The sequence below is a fragment of the Rhodococcus sp. IEGM 1406 genome (genome assembly GCF_030056745.1).
Lineage (GTDB): Bacteria > Actinomycetota > Actinomycetes > Mycobacteriales > Mycobacteriaceae > Rhodococcus_F > Rhodococcus_F erythropolis.
This window is the reverse complement of the sequence record NZ_JASHKO010000002.1, coordinates 674,799-689,277: the sequence shown is the minus strand read 5'-3', so window position 1 is coordinate 689,277 and position 14,479 is coordinate 674,799. Positions and strand designations below refer to the sequence as shown.

Genomic DNA, 14,479 nt, shown 5'->3' with positions numbered 1-14,479 from the left:
CTCGAGATTACCGCGACGTTTGACATGGCGTTGTGACTCCGTACACAATCGATGTGCTCATTATGAACATGCGTTCGCAATGCGAACAGATCTCGATCTGAACTACTGGATCTGAACCGGTAGCGAACGCCCACAAGCAGTGAATGTCGAGGATCCGATGACCGCACCGCATACGCAATCGAGTTCAATCACCGGTTCGCCTGGGGCGCGTGCCGCAATGTGGGTAGCACCGTTGTGTTGGATAGCTGTGCTTCTGGACGGATTCGATCTGGTCGTACTCGGTGCGGTCATTCCTTCACTTCTCGACTACGACGCGTGGGGATTGAGTACCGGCACGATCACGATGATCTCGACCTTCGGGCTCATCGGCATGACCATCGGCGCCCTCGTCATCGGCACTCTCACTGACGTCATCGGTCGACGCCGCGCGCTGCTGTACGCCGTTGCCGCATTCTCGATTCTGACTCTGTTGTGCGCAATTGCGCCCAATCCGTTCATCTTCGGTCTGCTGCGCTTCCTCGCCGGGGTGGGACTGGGTGGCGCCCTTCCGACGGCATTGGCTCTGGTCAACGAATTCTCGAAGAAACAAGGCGGTGGATCTGCGTCGACCATGCTGATGACCGGCTATCACGTCGGCGCCGTTGCCACCGCCGCGCTGGCGCTCGTCGTGATCGAACCTTTCGGTTGGCGAGCGATGTTCGTTGTCGGCGCACTTCCTGCCGTCGTCCTGATTCCACTCATGTTGCGGTATCTGCCGGAATCCCCGTCGTACCTTCTCGCTCACGGAAAGCGTGCCGAGGCCGAGGAAATCGCTGCCCGCTACGGTGTCGAGCTCGAGGCTGCGCCTACGTCCGAAGCTGGGCGCACCGAAGCCGTCAATCCCGTTCGCGCACTGTTCTCTTCGAAGTTCCTGCGTAACAGCATCGCCATCTGGATCACCAGTTTCATGGGCTTGCTGCTCGTCTACGGATTGAACACGTGGCTTCCGACGATCATGCGCGAGGCCGGTTACAACCTCGGAGCCTCGTTGACGTTCCTTCTGATCCTCAATGCCGGAGCCGTCGTCGGACTGTTGATCGCCGGGGGCGTCGCGAACAAGATCGGCCCGCGTACCGCAGCAATCGTGTGGTTCACGGGAGCAGCGTTGTTCCTGGCGCTTCTGAGTGTGAAGGTGTCGTTCGGAATCTACGTGATGGTCTTCCTCGCCGGATGCTTCGTTTTCAGTGCACAGGTACTGGTCTACGCCTTCACGAGCGCCAATCACCCACCGCAGATTCGCGCGACAGCGCTCGGATGGTCGGCGGGTGTCGGCCGGGTCGGTGCGATCTGTGGGCCGATTCTGGGCGGAGTTCTCCTGGGTGCGGGTTACGCCGTGCCGTGGGGCTTCTACGCTTTCGCGCTCGTCGGACTGCTCGGTGCAATTTCGATCTCCTGCACACGGGTTCGCACCTGAAATACCAGTTTCGCAGGTTGGTGCTACTGCTATCGTTGAATATGAGTATGAAGAGTAGCGCTATCGTCACGTCACGGGCACCGCTACCGATGCCATCGTCTCGATCCGGTTTGTGGTGGGGCTTGCTCGGTGTTCTGGCGTTCTCGTTCACCGTTCCGCTCACGAGGGTCGCCGTCGCGGATCTCGACCCCCTGTTCGTCGGCGCGGGCCGCGCCGTCGTTGCCGGGGCCCTTGCGATTGTGATGCTGTCGGTTACTCGCGCGACGCTTCCGACGCTTCGGCAGTGGTTTCGCATCGCACTCGTGACCGTTGGCGCGGTACTGGGGTTTTCACTGTTCACCACGTTTGCGTTGCAGACATCGCCGGCGAGTCACGCGGCAGTCGTGATCGGACTACTTCCCGCTGCGACCGCGGTATTTGCCGTCGTCCGAGGAAAAGAGCGTCCCAGTAAGGGATTCTGGTGGGCAAGCGCCGCCGGCGCGGTATCGGTCGTAGGGTTCGTGGCCGTCGCAAACGGCGGACTCGGCTCGTTTCATCTCGCTGATCTTCTTCTGTTCGCCGCGGTTGTGTGTGCAGCGCTGGCATATTCGGAAGGTGCGTTGCTGGCCCGCGAGATCGGGTCGTGGCAGACGATTGCCTGGGCATTGATTCTCGGACTGCCGGTCACGATTGCGTTGACGGTGGCATCCATGGCCCAGGCTCCGGTCTCTGCCGATGTGAATTCGTGGCTTTCGTTTGCCTACCTGGGATGCGTGAGTATGTTTCTCGGGTTCTTTCCCTGGTACCGGGGTCTGGCGATCGGTCCCATTTCCACTGTGAGCCAAACACAGTTGGTTCAACCGGTGCTCAGCATTGCCTGGTCGGCGCTGATACTCGGTGAGGCGTTGTCACCCTCGATCGTGGCCGGCGGCGTCGTCGTCATCGGGTGTGCCTGGCTTGCCCTGAAGGCGCGAGTGGCAGCGCCGCGTGCTGTGCCGGCACGCGACGCGACCACCGCCACCGATGATTCAGAAAAGCGGGCCGCCACCGAAGGCACTGCGGTGTGACGCAGGTTGTTTCCCGTTGGCGTCGGTGATTCCGTACTCGACGGCCGTCTCGGCGGTGATCAGTGTGTGACCGCTGCGCGCGTTCACTTCTGGATCGTTGGCCAATGCAGTGATGACCTGGCCGACGAATTCCGGGGTTTCGGCCTCGGCCAGTGAGAAGCCTTCGAAGCTCTCGATCCCACTCGCCTCCATCCGCTCGTTGCGGATCAACCCGAGCCAGAAGGAAAGTGCGGTGACGCCGGTTCCCTTCAATTCGACAGCCATGTCGGCGGCCATCTTGTCCAAACCTGCCTTCGACATCCCGTACAGGACAGAGTGCAGGTACCCGCGGGTGCCGAATGACGAGATATTGCCGATCACTCCACTGCCCCGGGGGACCATCAACTTCGCCGCTTCTACCGAAGCAACGTAGTGGGCGCGCAGTCCGATTCCGATCAGCGAATCCCAATCGTCGATCGGCCTCTTCCAGAACGGATCGGCGAAGCCGGCATAGCCCGCCGGGTTGGCCCAGACGTTGTTGACCAGAAGATCGAGGCGGCCTGACTGTTCCTCGGCGATGCGTGCAAACAGGTCGACGATCTTTTGATCGTCGGCGTGATCGCACTGCACGGCAATGCCGTGACCGCCGCGCTCGGTGATCTCCGCCGCGGTGCGATCGAGCGGGCCGTCGGCGCCGACGGTTCCTCGCGCCGTCACGTACACCGTCCAGCCGTCGCTTCCCAGTGCGAGTGCAATGCCTTTACCGACGCTCCTACTCGCGCCGGTCACGAGCGCTACTTTGCCGTTTGTCGACGTGGTCATCGGGGACCTCCCAACGAACCCTCGGCGATATCAGTGTCGGGGGACAGGGGAGTGGTGATCGACCACGTCTCCGTGAAGTGGCATTGACTCATTTTCCACACACCGTCCTCGATCACGTATTTGTCGTCGTATTCGCCGGTCATCAACTTCTCGGTGCGTCCGACAGTGTCGACCTGGCGGAACTGCAGAGTCCATCGCCCCACCGCCGACGTCTCCGAGGTCAGTGTGATGTCGGGATGCAATCCGTGATGCATGTCGAGTACCGCGTACCGGCCGTCGACCTTGCGAAGAGCGATCTTCTCGAAGATGTCCGCCATCGGCCCGGCGTCGTCGAACGCGCCGAGACGGCCGTAGTCGATCGACGCTCCTGAACGGATGAAGCTGTTGCGGAACCGAACCGGATCCTTGGCGTCACATGCTCGCCAGTAGCCATGTTTGAGCTTCTTGATTTCCTCGACCTGTTCGAGCGCGTCGAGGCGTTGTGCGAGATCCACCGTCGGTCCTTTTCGTCTGGGTTTCCCGGAGACATGTCGGATCGACTGTAGGGTGTCCTCAGTCACATGTGTGTAGTTTTTCCCAGTGACCGGTCAGGAAACGGTGTCGGTTTCGCTCGAGGATTCGTCGCCGGTGAGAGTGATTGCAGTCGAGTCGCTGAAGACGCTGCCCCAGAGTTCGCCGAGGGCCGGATCTTCTTCGGCGTGTTCGGGTGCCATCATTGCGAGCAGATTGTTGATCAGCATGCCGTTCGCGATGAACAAGCGTGCTTGCTCGGGCGTGCAACCGGTGCGCTCGCGCAGCAAGGTGTAGATGCCGGACATGGCGGTCCGGGACACGGCGGCGACGTCGTCGGTGCTGGTTGCGAAGCCGTGCAACATGACGAGCAGCAGATCTCGATCGAGGACCAGCTCGCCGTAGGCGGATCCGAGTTCGGCCCAGAACTGCGGATTGCTCGGATCGATTGTGACGGTGTCCAATTTGTCGTTGAAGGTGCGGACGATTTCGTCGAGCGCACGCGTGAACACCGCGTGGAACAAATCTGCCTTGGTTCCGAACATGCGCACGACGTAGGGCTGCGAGACGCCGGCTTCCTTGGCGACGGCGTCCGTGCTGGTGCCGGAGTATCCGCCCTTTGCAAATGCCCGCGTTGCCGCGGCAAGGACCAGTGCGCGACGTTCCGGTGCGCTCATCCTGCGGGTACGTGGTTCAGCTGCACCGATCGACATATTGACACGTTATCACCGGATAGCTTAGTTTCGACTTAAGTAATCAATCGATGCCTTAAGGCACCTTCACATCGAGGAATCACGATGACCGTTTTGACGAAGTCCGGATCGGACGCCGCATCCGGGTCGGAAAACAGTGGAGGACGTAAGGTTCCGATCGCGATAGCGATGGTTGCTGCTTCTCTGCCCATGTTCATGGCTACCCTCGACAACCTCGTGATGACGAGCGCGCTGCCGGTGATCGAGAAGGAACTGAACGCGTCCGTCGGGCAGCTCCAATGGTTCATGAATGCGTACACGCTCTGCTTTGCGACGCTGATGCTTTCGGCGACGACGCTCGGCGATCGGTGGGGACGCCGCCGGATGTTCGTGTTCGGAATCGGGCTGTTCACGGCTGCATCGATCGCTTCGGCGCTGTCGACAACTCCCGGCCTGCTGATTGCGGCCCGGGCATTTCAAGGCGCGGGCGCAGCCGCGATCATGCCGCTCTCGCTGACCCTCCTCGTCGCAGCGGTACCGGAAGCCAAGCGCGCCATGGCAATCGGTGTCTGGGGTGGCGTCTCCGGACTGGGAATCGCGATGGGTCCCGTGGTCGGTGGAGCGGTAGTCGACGGGTTCTCGTGGCAGGGAATCTTCTGGATCAACGTGCCGGTTGCGATCGTTGCCGTTCCTCTCGCGTTGTATGCGTTGCGTGAATCGACCGGTCGCACACAACCTCTCGACCTTCCCGGTGTCGCACTCGCCGGACTCGGTGTGTTTCTGGCGGTGTGGGGGATCGTTCACGGCAACGACGACGGCTGGGGATCGCTTGGAGTGGTTGCGTCGTTGGTCGGTTCCGCAGTCGCGTTGGCGCTGTTCGTTCTTCGCGAGATGAAGACGTCACATCCGGTCATGCCCCTACGTCTGTTCCGTTCACGCAGCTTCTCGATGGCGAACGTCATCGGCTTGACCTTCTCGATCGGGATCTTCGGAGCGGTGTTCCTGCTGTCGCAGTACCTCCAGATCGTGATGGGCTACAGCCCGTTCCAAGCAGGCCTGCGGACGCTTCCGTGGACGGCGGCGCCGATGATCTTCGCTCCTCTCGCCGGTTTTCTGGCGCCGAAGGTCGGGCTCCGTTCACTTCTGCTGACCGGTCTGCTGCTCCAGGCCGGAGCATTGTTCTGGTTGGCCGCGTTGATCGGTCCCGACGTGACGTACGGTTCGCTGGTTCCGGCGCTACTGATGGCGGGCATCGGCATGGGCCTGACCTTCGCGCCGAGTTCGACGGCTGTCCTCGTCGACATGGATGAGCCTGATCACGGAACGGCCAGTTCGACCAACTCGACGCTTCGCGAGATCGGTGTTGCGCTGGGAATCGCGGTTCTCACCGCAGTCTTCCTTGCCGCTGGTGGCGCGCTCACGCCGCTGGGCTACGGAGATGCGCTGACACCTGCCCTGCGCGTCGGCGGTTGCTTCGTGTTGGTTGCGGTTGTCGCGGCTTGGTTCGTGCCCTCACATCGCAAGGCCTGAGCCACTGCTGTGCGCCTTTATTAACCGCCGGCGGTTAATAAAGGCGCACAGCAGTTTACGAAGCCGGGTCCCCTGGGAACGCTGAGGTGGCCGGAGCGGTTCCCAGCGCGGACCGCCATCCGGCGCCGCGGATTGCCGCATCGGTCAGGCCGTCGATTCCGAACGTGCGGAGTTGGTCGGTATCGACCTGTTCGACGAATGCCCGGTAGGTCACGGCGGTGTCGGATTCGATCTGTGCTGCCAGTTGTGCCGCGGTAACGGCGTCCGTCACCGGGAACGGGATCTCGTAGGCTGCCGCGGCTGTCGGCGGGGTCTCGCCCGCGTCGGTCGACAGGGCAACCAGCGCATCACGTCGCGCGCGGTGCGCGGCTGTATGTGTGGCAACTTCGTTGACACGGGCAGGATTCGAAAACGCGGCAACCACTCCGTAAGCGAAGATCGCGGCATTCTCTGATTCGATTGCGGTCAGCAAGGCAGAACTCTCAGTTCGACGGGTGTGCGAAGTGATCATGGAAGCAACACCGCAACCTGGGTCGAGCACGACGCGCTGATCGAACCGAGCAAGCCCGCGCGATAGCCGGACATCGTGCGAGCGAGATCCGCGGCACTGCGCGCCGAATCGTTAAGCGAGGTCCTCAAGGTGTCGACGCCCGTCGGAGCGTTTGCGACCGAGGTCGACGGGGGCGCAGTGGTCGTAGCGCCGCCGCCCGCTGCTCGCGCAATCTCGGCGTCGAGTTCGAGTGCATGCGCTGTGCGTTCGGCGCTGATCGTGGTCAGTGATGCCGACTTGTCCGGCGCAAGAGCGATGGCGGCGGTTGCGGCTGCCGCGTCGGAGCGAGCTCGCTCGGCCTGGGCCGTCAACTGGTCGACTTCTGCAGCCGCCTCCGCTGTGCCGTTGTCGGTGCAGGCGGACAACGAGAAGGCTGCAGCGCCCAACGCTGCTGCGGTTCCCGTCATCTTGAGCGCACTCCGCCGGGAGAGTGGGGTAGTAGTCATGGGCGTCAGCACCAGTCCATCGTGCCAGGTGGTCGGCCGATCGTTCGAATCCGCGGCACGTGTTCAAGTGTGACGTGCGTCGGGCACTCTGGTCACGGAGACGCGTAATGAGCGGTACTCTTGGATGCTTGCAGCATGAGGCACCTGGTGTCTTTTCATGCTCGCAGCCGCCCACGTCGACAGTCGACACAAGTCGGACAATCGACGACAACTGAAATGAGGAGTTCGCGAGATGCCGGTGCCATCCAGGGAGAGGGTGATCGAGCTGATCTCCGAACTCGTGCACGCCCAGGGTTACGACGTCGAAGACGTTGTCGTGACCAGTGCGGGCAAGCACAGCGCGGTGCGCATCATGGTCGACAGCGATGCCGGGATCGAACTCGATGCCGCCGCAGAGATCAGCAGACTCGTTTCGGAACTTTTCGACAGCCTCGAGGAAATCGGTGAAACGCCGTACACCCTCGAGGTGACCTCCCCGGGAATCGATCGTCCACTGACGCTCGAGCGTCACTGGCGTCGAGCTCGTGGACGCAAAGCGCGTATCGATCTGGCCGGCGAGACCGTGGTCGGCCGTATCGGAACGTTGAACGACGATTCCGTGGCGGTTGTCATCGGCGGCCGTGGCGGACTGACCGTGCGAGAGATTGCACTGGGCGACGTTCAGAAGGCCGTAGTTCAGGTGGAGTTCTCGAAGCCCAGTGAGGCGGAGTTGGAACTCGCGGGCGGCATCCCGGAGGGGCGCGCAGTTCCCTCGGATGCGGTTGACCTCACCGATGACTCGGGCGTGGACAGTGTCGAAGACGACGAAGCAGAATTAGAAGACGTAGAAAACGAAGAAGGGTTCGACAAGTGAATATCGACATTGCAGCGTTGCGAGCGATCGAAGCCGAAAAGGGCGTTTCGATCGAAACTGTGATCGCCACGATCCAGACCGCGCTGCTGACGGCGTACCGCCACACCGAGGGGCACAAGCAGAACGCTCGGATCGATGTCAACATCAAGACCGGTTCGGTGCGAGTGATGGCACACGACACCGATGCCGACGGCAACATGATCGGCGAGGAGTGGGACGACACTCCCGAAGGATTCGGTCGAATCGCGGCGACCACCGCACGCCAGGTCATCCTGCAGCGTTTGCGCGACGCCGAGCACGAGCGCAGTTTCGGTGAGTTCTCCACCCATGAGGGTGAAATCGTCGGCGGTGTCATTCAGCGCGACACGCGTGCAAACTCTCGCGGGATGGTCGTCGTTCGAATCGGCAGCGAATCCAATGGCGCCGAAGGATTGTTGCCGCCCGCAGAACAGGTTCCCGGCGAGAACTACGAACACGGCGAGCGCATCAAGTGCTACGTCGTCGGGGTTGCTCGCGGCGCCCGTGGCCCCCAGATCACCCTCTCGCGGACCCATCCGAACCTGGTTCGCAAGTTGTTCGCACTCGAGGTTCCGGAGATCGCGGACGGCAGCGTCGAGATCATCAACGTCGCGCGCGAAGCGGGACACCGTTCCAAGATCGCCGTTGCCTCACGCGTGCAGGGGCTGAACGCAAAGGGTGCATGCATCGGCCCGATGGGTCAGCGCGTCCGCAACGTCATGAGCGAACTTGCGGGGGAGAAGATCGACATCATCGACTTCGACGAAGATCCCGCGACGTTTGTGGGCAACGCACTTTCCCCGTCGAAAGTGGTCTCCGTCACTGTCGTCGATCCCGAGGCTCGTGCGGCCCGTGTCATCGTGCCCGATTTCCAGCTTTCGTTGGCCATCGGAAAAGAGGGTCAAAATGCCCGCCTGGCTGCACGGTTGACGGGTTGGCGTATCGACATTCGGAGCGATGCGGCACCCGTTGGCGACGCGTCCGACCGGCCCGCCACGTCCAACGGATAACGGTGGAATGCAGTGATCGAGACGGTTCGGCGGTAGAGTGGACAATGGTTCGACGTGAGTCCTCGGATTCTGCGCGCGTGAAACCCGGTTCGCCGGTCAGAACGTGTGTGGGGTGCAGGGAACAAGGGTCGGCTGTCGATCTGTTGAGGGTCGTGGTTGGTGAGCAGGGGCCGGAGGGTTCCCCGCTCGTCCCCGACGTATCGCGAAGACTCCCCGGTCGAGGTGCATGGCTGCACCTGGATCCGAGTTGTCTGAGCCTGGCAGAGCGGCGCCGAGCATTCAGCAGAGCACTGCGAGTGTCCGGAAATCTGGACACGTCCGCTGTCGACCAACTGGTCGACGCAGTTCACACAAAAGCAGTACCTCTCGAGAAGAACAGGCACAAGCACTCATGAGCACACCGTGAAGCACCAACGATGAACGTCCATCGGCGATAACCCGAGGTCGTGCGGGACCCACATCTGTGGGATGCCTCCTGCTCGACCTCATCAGTGAGGAGAGCAGTGGCAGGCAAGGCCCGCGTGCACGAGTTGGCTAAAGAACTCGGTGTCACCAGCAAGGAACTACTCGCAACGCTCAAGGAGCAAGGCGAGTTCGTGAAGTCTGCGTCATCCACAGTGGAGGCGCCCGTCGCCCGTCGTCTGCGGGAGTCATTCCCGTCGGCAGGCGGAGCAGAAACCAAGTCCGAGACCGGCGCAGCCGCTCCGGCGGCTCGCCCCGCGGCAAAGCCCGGCGCACCGTCGCCGTCAGCTGCAAAGCCCGGTGGCCCGCGTCCCGGCCCCAAGCCGGCCGCACCCGCACCGGCTGCTCCCGCAGCTCCGGCACCGGCAGCCCCCGCGGCGCCCGCAGCCGCTGCTCCGGCAGCACCGTCGGCGCCGGTCCCCACCCCGACGTTCAACGCTCCGAAGCCGGCACAGCCGGCACGCCCGGCTCCGGCTGCTCCCGCAGCATCGGCACCGGCAGCCCCCGCGGCTCCGGCGGCACCGTCCACCGGCGCAAAGCCCGGCGGACCGCGTCCGGGACCGAAGGCACCTCGCGTCGGTAACAACCCGTACTCCTCGGCACCCGCCGAGCGTCCGGCACCTCGTCCGGCTCCCGGCGCACCGCGTCCGGGTGCAGGCCAGGGCGGTTCTCGTCCGGCTCCGGGTCAGGGCGGTCCCCGTCCGGCTCCCGGCCAGGGTGGACCTCGTCCGCCTGCAGGTCAGGGCGGACCCCGTCCCAGCCCCGGCTCCATGCCTCCTCGCCCGAACCCGGGTGCAATGCCTGCTCGTTCCGCTCGTCCCGCGCCCGGTGGCGGCGGACGTCCGGGTCGTCCCGGTGGCGCTCCCGGTGGTCGTCCGGGCGGCGGCGGCGGTGGATACCGCGGCGGCGGCGCTCCCGGCGCCGGTGCTGGTGCAGGTGCTCCCGGTGGAGCAGCTCCGGCCGGTGGATTCCGCGGTCGTCCCGGCGGCGGTGGCCGTCCCGGTCAGCGCGGCGCAGCGGCAGGTGCATTCGGTCGTCCCGGCGGAGCAGTTCGCCGTGGACGTAAGTCGAAGCGGGCGAAGCGCGCCGAGTACGAAAGCATGCAGGCTCCCGCAGTCGGCGGCGTCAGGCTGCCACGCGGCAACGGTGAGACCATCCGTCTCGCTCGCGGCGCATCGCTGTCGGACTTCGCGGACAAGATCGATGCGAACCCCGCAGCACTCGTGCAGGCGTTGTTCAACCTCGGTGAGATGGTCACGGCAACTCAGTCGGTCAACGACGAGACGCTGGAGCTGCTCGGCGGCGAAATGAACTACGTCGTGCAGGTCGTCAGCCCGGAGGACGAGGACCGCGAGCTGCTCGACAGCTTCGACCTCACCTACGGCGAGGACGCCGGCGGAGAAGAGGACCTCGAGTCCCGTCCGCCTGTGGTCACCGTCATGGGCCACGTCGACCACGGTAAGACCCGTCTGCTCGACGTGATCCGTAAGGCGAATGTCCGTGAGGGCGAAGCCGGCGGCATCACGCAGCACATCGGTGCCTACCAGGTGCTGACCGAGCTCGAGGGCAACGAGCGTCTCGTGACGTTCATCGACACCCCGGGTCACGAGGCCTTCACGGCCATGCGTGCTCGTGGTGCCAAGGCCACCGACCTCGCGATCCTTGTTGTCGCAGCCGACGACGGCGTCATGCCGCAGACGGTGGAAGCGATCAACCACGCCCAGGCGGCCGACGTGCCGATCGTGGTCGCGGTGAACAAGATCGACAAGGAAGGCGCGAACCCGGACAAGATCCGGCAGCAGCTCACCGAGTACGGACTGGTGGCCGAGGAATACGGCGGAGACACCATGTTCGTCGACATCTCGGCGAAGCAGGGTCTCAACATCGACGCACTGCTCGAAGCAGTGCTGTTGACGGCGGACGCTTCCCTGGATCTGCGCGCCAACCCGGACATGGACGCTCAGGGTGTTGCCATCGAGGCGCACCTCGACCGTGGCCGCGGCCCCGTCGCTACCGTGCTCATCCAGCGCGGAACGCTGCGGGTCGGCGACTCGATCGTTGCCGGCGATGCTTACGGCCGCGTCCGCCGCATGGTGGACGAGCACGGTCAGGACGTCCACGAGGCACTGCCTTCACGTCCGGTCCAGGTCATCGGCTTCACGTCGGTCCCCGGTGCAGGCGACAACCTGCTCGTGGTCGACGAGGACCGTATCGCTCGTCAGATCGCGGACCGTCGCAACGCACGTAAGCGCAACGCGCTTGCAGCGAAGAGTCGTAAGCGCATCAGCCTCGACGATCTCGATGCAGCTCTGAAGGAACATTCACAGCTGAACTTGATCCTCAAGGGTGACAACTCGGGAACCGTGGAGGCCCTCGAAGAGGCTCTCCTCGGAATTCCGATCGACGACGAGGTGCAGTTGCGCGTCATCGACCGCGGTGTCGGTGGCATCACGGAGACCAACGTCAACCTGGCTGCTGCGTCCAACGCGATCATCATCGGCTTCAACGTCCGCGCCGAAGGCAAGGCAACGGAGCTGGCGAACCGCGAGGGCGTCGACATTCGCTACTACTCGGTGATCTACCAGGCCATCGATGAGGTCGAAAAGGCACTCAAGGGTCTGCTCAAGCCGGTGTACGAAGAGGTCGAGCTGGGCAAGGCAGAGATCCGCGCCATGTTCCGTTCGTCCAAGATCGGCAACATTGCCGGTTGCTTGGTCACGTCGGGCAGCATCCGTCGCAACGCCAAGGCGCGTCTCATCCGCGACAGCAAGGTCATCGCCGAGACGGTCACCATCTCCTCGCTCAAGCGGGAGAAGGAAGACGCTACCGAGGTTCGCGAAGGCTACGAATGTGGTTTGACCGTCACCTATTCCGATATCAAGATCGGTGACGTTCTCGAGTGCTACGAGCTTCGCGAGAAGCCGCGCGACTGATTATGTCGACACGGGCGTTGGGGCGGACGCACGTGAGTACTAGCTGACATGGACTCTTCCGGACTTGAACATACAAGTCCGGAAGAGTCCATTCGGCTCTGTCTAGGGGGAAAATGTTTGTAGGGGCACTGGAGTTCGACATTCTTTTCGGCGATGTCCACTCACTCAAGGAAAAGCGTTCGATGCTGTCGCCGATCCTGACGGAACTCCGTCGATTCGGCGTGAGTGCAGCGGAGGCGGGGGAGCAGGGACGCCTGCGTCGTGCGCTCGTGGGCGTCGGTGTGGTCAGTTCGTCCGTCGATCACCTGCACGATGTTCTCGATCATTGTGAGCGAGCGGTCGCCGAGCGTCCGGAGATTCAGTTGCTGGCTGTGCGAAGGCGAATCTTCGGCCCGGAAGACTGAGCATCACCGATCGGTGTCAGCGAGTCACTCTTCCGGACGGCGTACCGAATCGAGTTGGTCGGCAAGGGATTCGGTGTCCTCGGGTCCAAGTGTGACGGTATCTGTACTCACGCTCGATGTGCACGGTGGCTTGTGGCCGAAGACCTCTACCGATGGTGATTTGGTTGCCGGGTAGCCGATGGACGAGACTGTTGTCGGTAATAATTCTTGTTAACCAGAACTTTGATCGATCGAGTCACCTCGATTCGAGTGGCCAGGTAGAGGAGACTGACAGTCATGGTAGATCCAGCCCGGGCACGCAAGTTGGCAAAGCGTATCGGAACCATCGTCGCGACCGCGATCGATCACGAGATCAAGGATCCGCGACTCGCATTCGTGACCATCACGGACACCAAGGTCACCAACGATCTGCACGACGCGACGGTGTACTACACAGTCATGGGCGAGAAGGTCGATTCCGCACCCGATGTGGAAGCCGCCGCCGCAGGACTCGAGAAGGCCAAGGGTGTTCTCCGCTCGAAGGTCGGTGCCGGAACTGGCGTTCGCTTCACACCGACTCTGACGTTTGTCGCCGATACCGTTCCCGACACCGCGCGTCATATGGAAGAACTGCTGGCCCGTGCCAAGGCCGCCGACGACGAGGTCGCCAAGGCGCGTGAGAATGCACAGCCGGCCGGAGATGCAGATCCGTACAAGGAGCCGCGAGTGGCTTCGGACGAAGACGAGGCGTCGCCAGATGTTCGTGAAGCCGACTGACGCGCACCGAGAATGACGATCACCGCACTTTCGGACGTCGACCCCTGCGAGGCGAAGTTCGCTCAGGTGGCCGAGGTTCTCGAATCGGCACACACGGTGACAATTCTCTGCCATGTGCAGCCGGATGCGGACACGATCGGCAGCGGACTTGCGCTCGGTCTCGTTCTCGAGCGTCGGGGCATTTCGGTGCAGGTCGCGTTCAGTCGGCCGTCGGCGCTGCCCGAGTCGATGTGTGATTTCCCTGGTGTTCACTTGCTCACGGCGCCCGCCGATGTTCGGGAAAGCGTCGATGTTCTGGTGACCGTGGATGTCGGCAGCGAGGGCCGCCTCGGTGAGTTGGCGAGTCGACTCGCCGGCGCGCATCGCACAATCGTCCTTGATCACCATCGCTCCAATTCCGAATTCGGAACCATCAACGTCGTCGACGAAACCGCGGCTTCGACGACGGCGCTCATCGCACGATTCTTCGATGCGTGGGGAGTCGCGATCGATCGCGATATCGCGCACTGTCTCTATGCCGGACTGGTCACCGACACCGGCTCCTTCCGGTGGGGAGGTCCGCTTCCGCACGTGCTCGCCGCGCGTTTGCTGGCGACCGGCATCGACGGCGACGCGATTGCGCGAAAGCTGCTCGACACCCATCCGTTCGGGTGGTTGCCGATGCTGGCTTCGGTACTCGGGTCCGCGGTGCTGGTCCCGGAAGCCGCGGACGGCCGTGGGCTGGTGTACGCGGTGATCCGACGCAGTGACATCGGCGATCTTCGCTCCGAGGAGATCGAGAGCGTCGTCGATATCGTGCGAACTACTTCGGAAGCCGAAGTTGCCGCAGTACTCAAAGAGTCGGTTTCCGGAAGCTGGTCGATCTCGTTGCGTGCAAAGTCGGCGATCGACGTGTCGGCGGTCGCTGAAAGTCTTGGTGGCGGCGGGCACCGGCTGTCGGCCGGATATACGTCGACCACTTCCAGCGACGAGATTGTTGCCGCGCTCGTCGCGGCACTCGGCTGAATCCGCGGCA

At 63.0% G+C, this 14,479-nt stretch carries 15 protein-coding genes; 10 read left to right on the top strand and 5 right to left on the bottom strand.

Going from position 1 to position 14,479, the window contains the following annotated elements; genetic code table 11:
- The first annotated feature begins 157 nt into the window (after positions 1-157).
- Positions 158-1,453: an MFS transporter gene (locus QM596_RS12535; protein WP_283309153.1), complete on the top strand. Its 1,296-nt coding sequence runs from the start codon at positions 158-160 to the stop codon at positions 1,451-1,453.
- A gap of 89 nt (positions 1,454-1,542) precedes the next feature.
- Complete coding sequence (locus tag QM596_RS12530) at positions 1,543-2,499, top strand: DMT family transporter (protein WP_021333002.1); 957 nt, start codon at positions 1,543-1,545, stop codon at positions 2,497-2,499.
- On the opposite strand, the gene QM596_RS12525 is transcribed toward QM596_RS12530, so the two are convergent.
- The 3 genes from QM596_RS12525 to QM596_RS12515 all read right to left on the bottom strand — a co-directional run bounded on the left by QM596_RS12525 (position 2,461) and on the right by QM596_RS12515 (position 4,523).
- Positions 2,461-3,300, bottom strand: coding sequence for an SDR family NAD(P)-dependent oxidoreductase (locus tag QM596_RS12525; RefSeq protein ID WP_070386732.1), 840 nt, complete (start codon positions 3,298-3,300; stop codon positions 2,461-2,463). The genes QM596_RS12530 and QM596_RS12525 overlap by 39 nt on opposite strands.
- A complete protein-coding gene (locus tag QM596_RS12520) occupies positions 3,297-3,794 on the bottom strand; it encodes a nuclear transport factor 2 family protein (RefSeq protein ID WP_211916890.1) in 498 nt (165 codons plus the stop codon). The genes QM596_RS12525 and QM596_RS12520 overlap by 4 nt, the downstream gene beginning before the upstream one ends.
- Positions 3,795-3,887: 93 nt before the next feature.
- Positions 3,888-4,523 (bottom strand): TetR/AcrR family transcriptional regulator, encoded by a 636-nt coding sequence (locus tag QM596_RS12515; RefSeq protein WP_020969397.1) that lies wholly within the window; start codon positions 4,521-4,523, stop codon positions 3,888-3,890.
- A gap of 84 nt (positions 4,524-4,607) precedes the next feature.
- On the opposite strand from QM596_RS12515, the gene QM596_RS12510 reads away from it, so the two are divergent.
- The gene (locus QM596_RS12510; protein WP_047888852.1) at positions 4,608-6,032 is read left to right on the top strand and encodes an MFS transporter; all 1,425 of its coding nucleotides are present in this window, start codon (positions 4,608-4,610) and stop codon (positions 6,030-6,032) included.
- A 55-nt stretch (positions 6,033-6,087) separates the two neighbouring features.
- Here the strand turns inward: QM596_RS12510 and QM596_RS12505 are convergent, their stop codons facing one another.
- Complete coding sequence (locus QM596_RS12505; RefSeq protein WP_020907435.1) at positions 6,088-6,543, bottom strand: ferritin-like domain-containing protein; 456 nt, start codon at positions 6,541-6,543, stop codon at positions 6,088-6,090.
- Positions 6,540-6,989, bottom strand: coding sequence for a hypothetical protein (locus tag QM596_RS12500; protein WP_019748061.1), 450 nt, complete (start codon positions 6,987-6,989; stop codon positions 6,540-6,542). The genes QM596_RS12505 and QM596_RS12500 overlap by 4 nt, the downstream gene beginning before the upstream one ends.
- Before the next feature lie 271 nt (positions 6,990-7,260).
- On the opposite strand from QM596_RS12500, the gene rimP reads away from it, so the two are divergent.
- From rimP to QM596_RS12465, 7 genes are all read left to right on the top strand, one after another.
- Positions 7,261-7,881 carry a ribosome maturation factor RimP gene (gene rimP / locus QM596_RS12495; RefSeq protein ID WP_020907437.1) on the top strand — a complete coding sequence of 207 codons (621 nt, stop codon included), beginning with the start codon at positions 7,261-7,263 and terminating at the stop codon, positions 7,879-7,881.
- On the top strand, positions 7,878-8,909 hold the full coding sequence (gene nusA, locus QM596_RS12490; protein ID WP_003942738.1) for a transcription termination factor NusA: 1,032 nt from the start codon (positions 7,878-7,880) through the stop codon (positions 8,907-8,909). The genes rimP and nusA overlap by 4 nt, the downstream gene beginning before the upstream one ends.
- A gap of 44 nt (positions 8,910-8,953) precedes the next feature.
- Entirely contained in the window at positions 8,954-9,304 is a 351-nt protein-coding gene (locus QM596_RS12485; protein WP_019748063.1) for a YlxR family protein, read from the top strand.
- A 108-nt stretch (positions 9,305-9,412) separates the two neighbouring features.
- Entirely contained in the window at positions 9,413-12,304 is a 2,892-nt protein-coding gene (gene infB / locus QM596_RS12480) for a translation initiation factor IF-2 (RefSeq protein ID WP_070385299.1), read from the top strand.
- A 113-nt stretch (positions 12,305-12,417) separates the two neighbouring features.
- Positions 12,418-12,708, top strand: a complete 291-nt coding sequence (locus QM596_RS12475; protein WP_003942205.1) for a DUF503 domain-containing protein — start codon at positions 12,418-12,420, stop codon at positions 12,706-12,708.
- A 276-nt stretch (positions 12,709-12,984) separates the two neighbouring features.
- Positions 12,985-13,464 carry a 30S ribosome-binding factor RbfA gene (gene rbfA / locus QM596_RS12470; protein WP_003942248.1) on the top strand — a complete coding sequence of 160 codons (480 nt, stop codon included), beginning with the start codon at positions 12,985-12,987 and terminating at the stop codon, positions 13,462-13,464.
- Positions 13,465-13,476: 12 nt separating this feature from the next.
- Positions 13,477-14,469 (top strand): DHH family phosphoesterase, encoded by a 993-nt coding sequence (locus tag QM596_RS12465; RefSeq protein ID WP_141487392.1) that lies wholly within the window; start codon positions 13,477-13,479, stop codon positions 14,467-14,469.
- Positions 14,470-14,479: the final 10 nt, after the last annotated feature.

What these genes read in the sequence shown, in the direction of transcription:
- QM596_RS12485 (WP_019748063.1), top strand. Translation starts at nt 8,954, where the DNA reads ATGGTTCGACGTGAGTCCTCGGATTCTGCGCGCGTGAAACCCGGTTCG.
- QM596_RS12530 (WP_021333002.1), top strand. Translation starts at nt 1,543, where the DNA reads ATGCCATCGTCTCGATCCGGTTTGTGGTGGGGCTTGCTCGGTGTTCTG.
- QM596_RS12525 (WP_070386732.1), bottom strand. Translation starts at nt 3,300, where the DNA reads ATGACCACGTCGACAAACGGCAAAGTAGCGCTCGTGACCGGCGCGAGT.
- rbfA (WP_003942248.1), top strand. Translation starts at nt 12,985, where the DNA reads ATGGTAGATCCAGCCCGGGCACGCAAGTTGGCAAAGCGTATCGGAACC.
- rimP (WP_020907437.1), top strand. Translation starts at nt 7,261, where the DNA reads ATGCCGGTGCCATCCAGGGAGAGGGTGATCGAGCTGATCTCCGAACTC.
- QM596_RS12500 (WP_019748061.1), bottom strand. Translation starts at nt 6,989, where the DNA reads ATGACGGGAACCGCAGCAGCGTTGGGCGCTGCAGCCTTCTCGTTGTCC.
- QM596_RS12515 (WP_020969397.1), bottom strand. Translation starts at nt 4,523, where the DNA reads ATGTCGATCGGTGCAGCTGAACCACGTACCCGCAGGATGAGCGCACCG.
- QM596_RS12505 (WP_020907435.1), bottom strand. Translation starts at nt 6,543, where the DNA reads ATGATCACTTCGCACACCCGTCGAACTGAGAGTTCTGCCTTGCTGACC.
- QM596_RS12465 (WP_141487392.1), top strand. Translation starts at nt 13,477, where the DNA reads ATGACGATCACCGCACTTTCGGACGTCGACCCCTGCGAGGCGAAGTTC.
- QM596_RS12510 (WP_047888852.1), top strand. Translation starts at nt 4,608, where the DNA reads ATGACCGTTTTGACGAAGTCCGGATCGGACGCCGCATCCGGGTCGGAA.
- QM596_RS12475 (WP_003942205.1), top strand. Translation starts at nt 12,418, where the DNA reads ATGTTTGTAGGGGCACTGGAGTTCGACATTCTTTTCGGCGATGTCCAC.
- QM596_RS12535 (WP_283309153.1), top strand. Translation starts at nt 158, where the DNA reads ATGACCGCACCGCATACGCAATCGAGTTCAATCACCGGTTCGCCTGGG.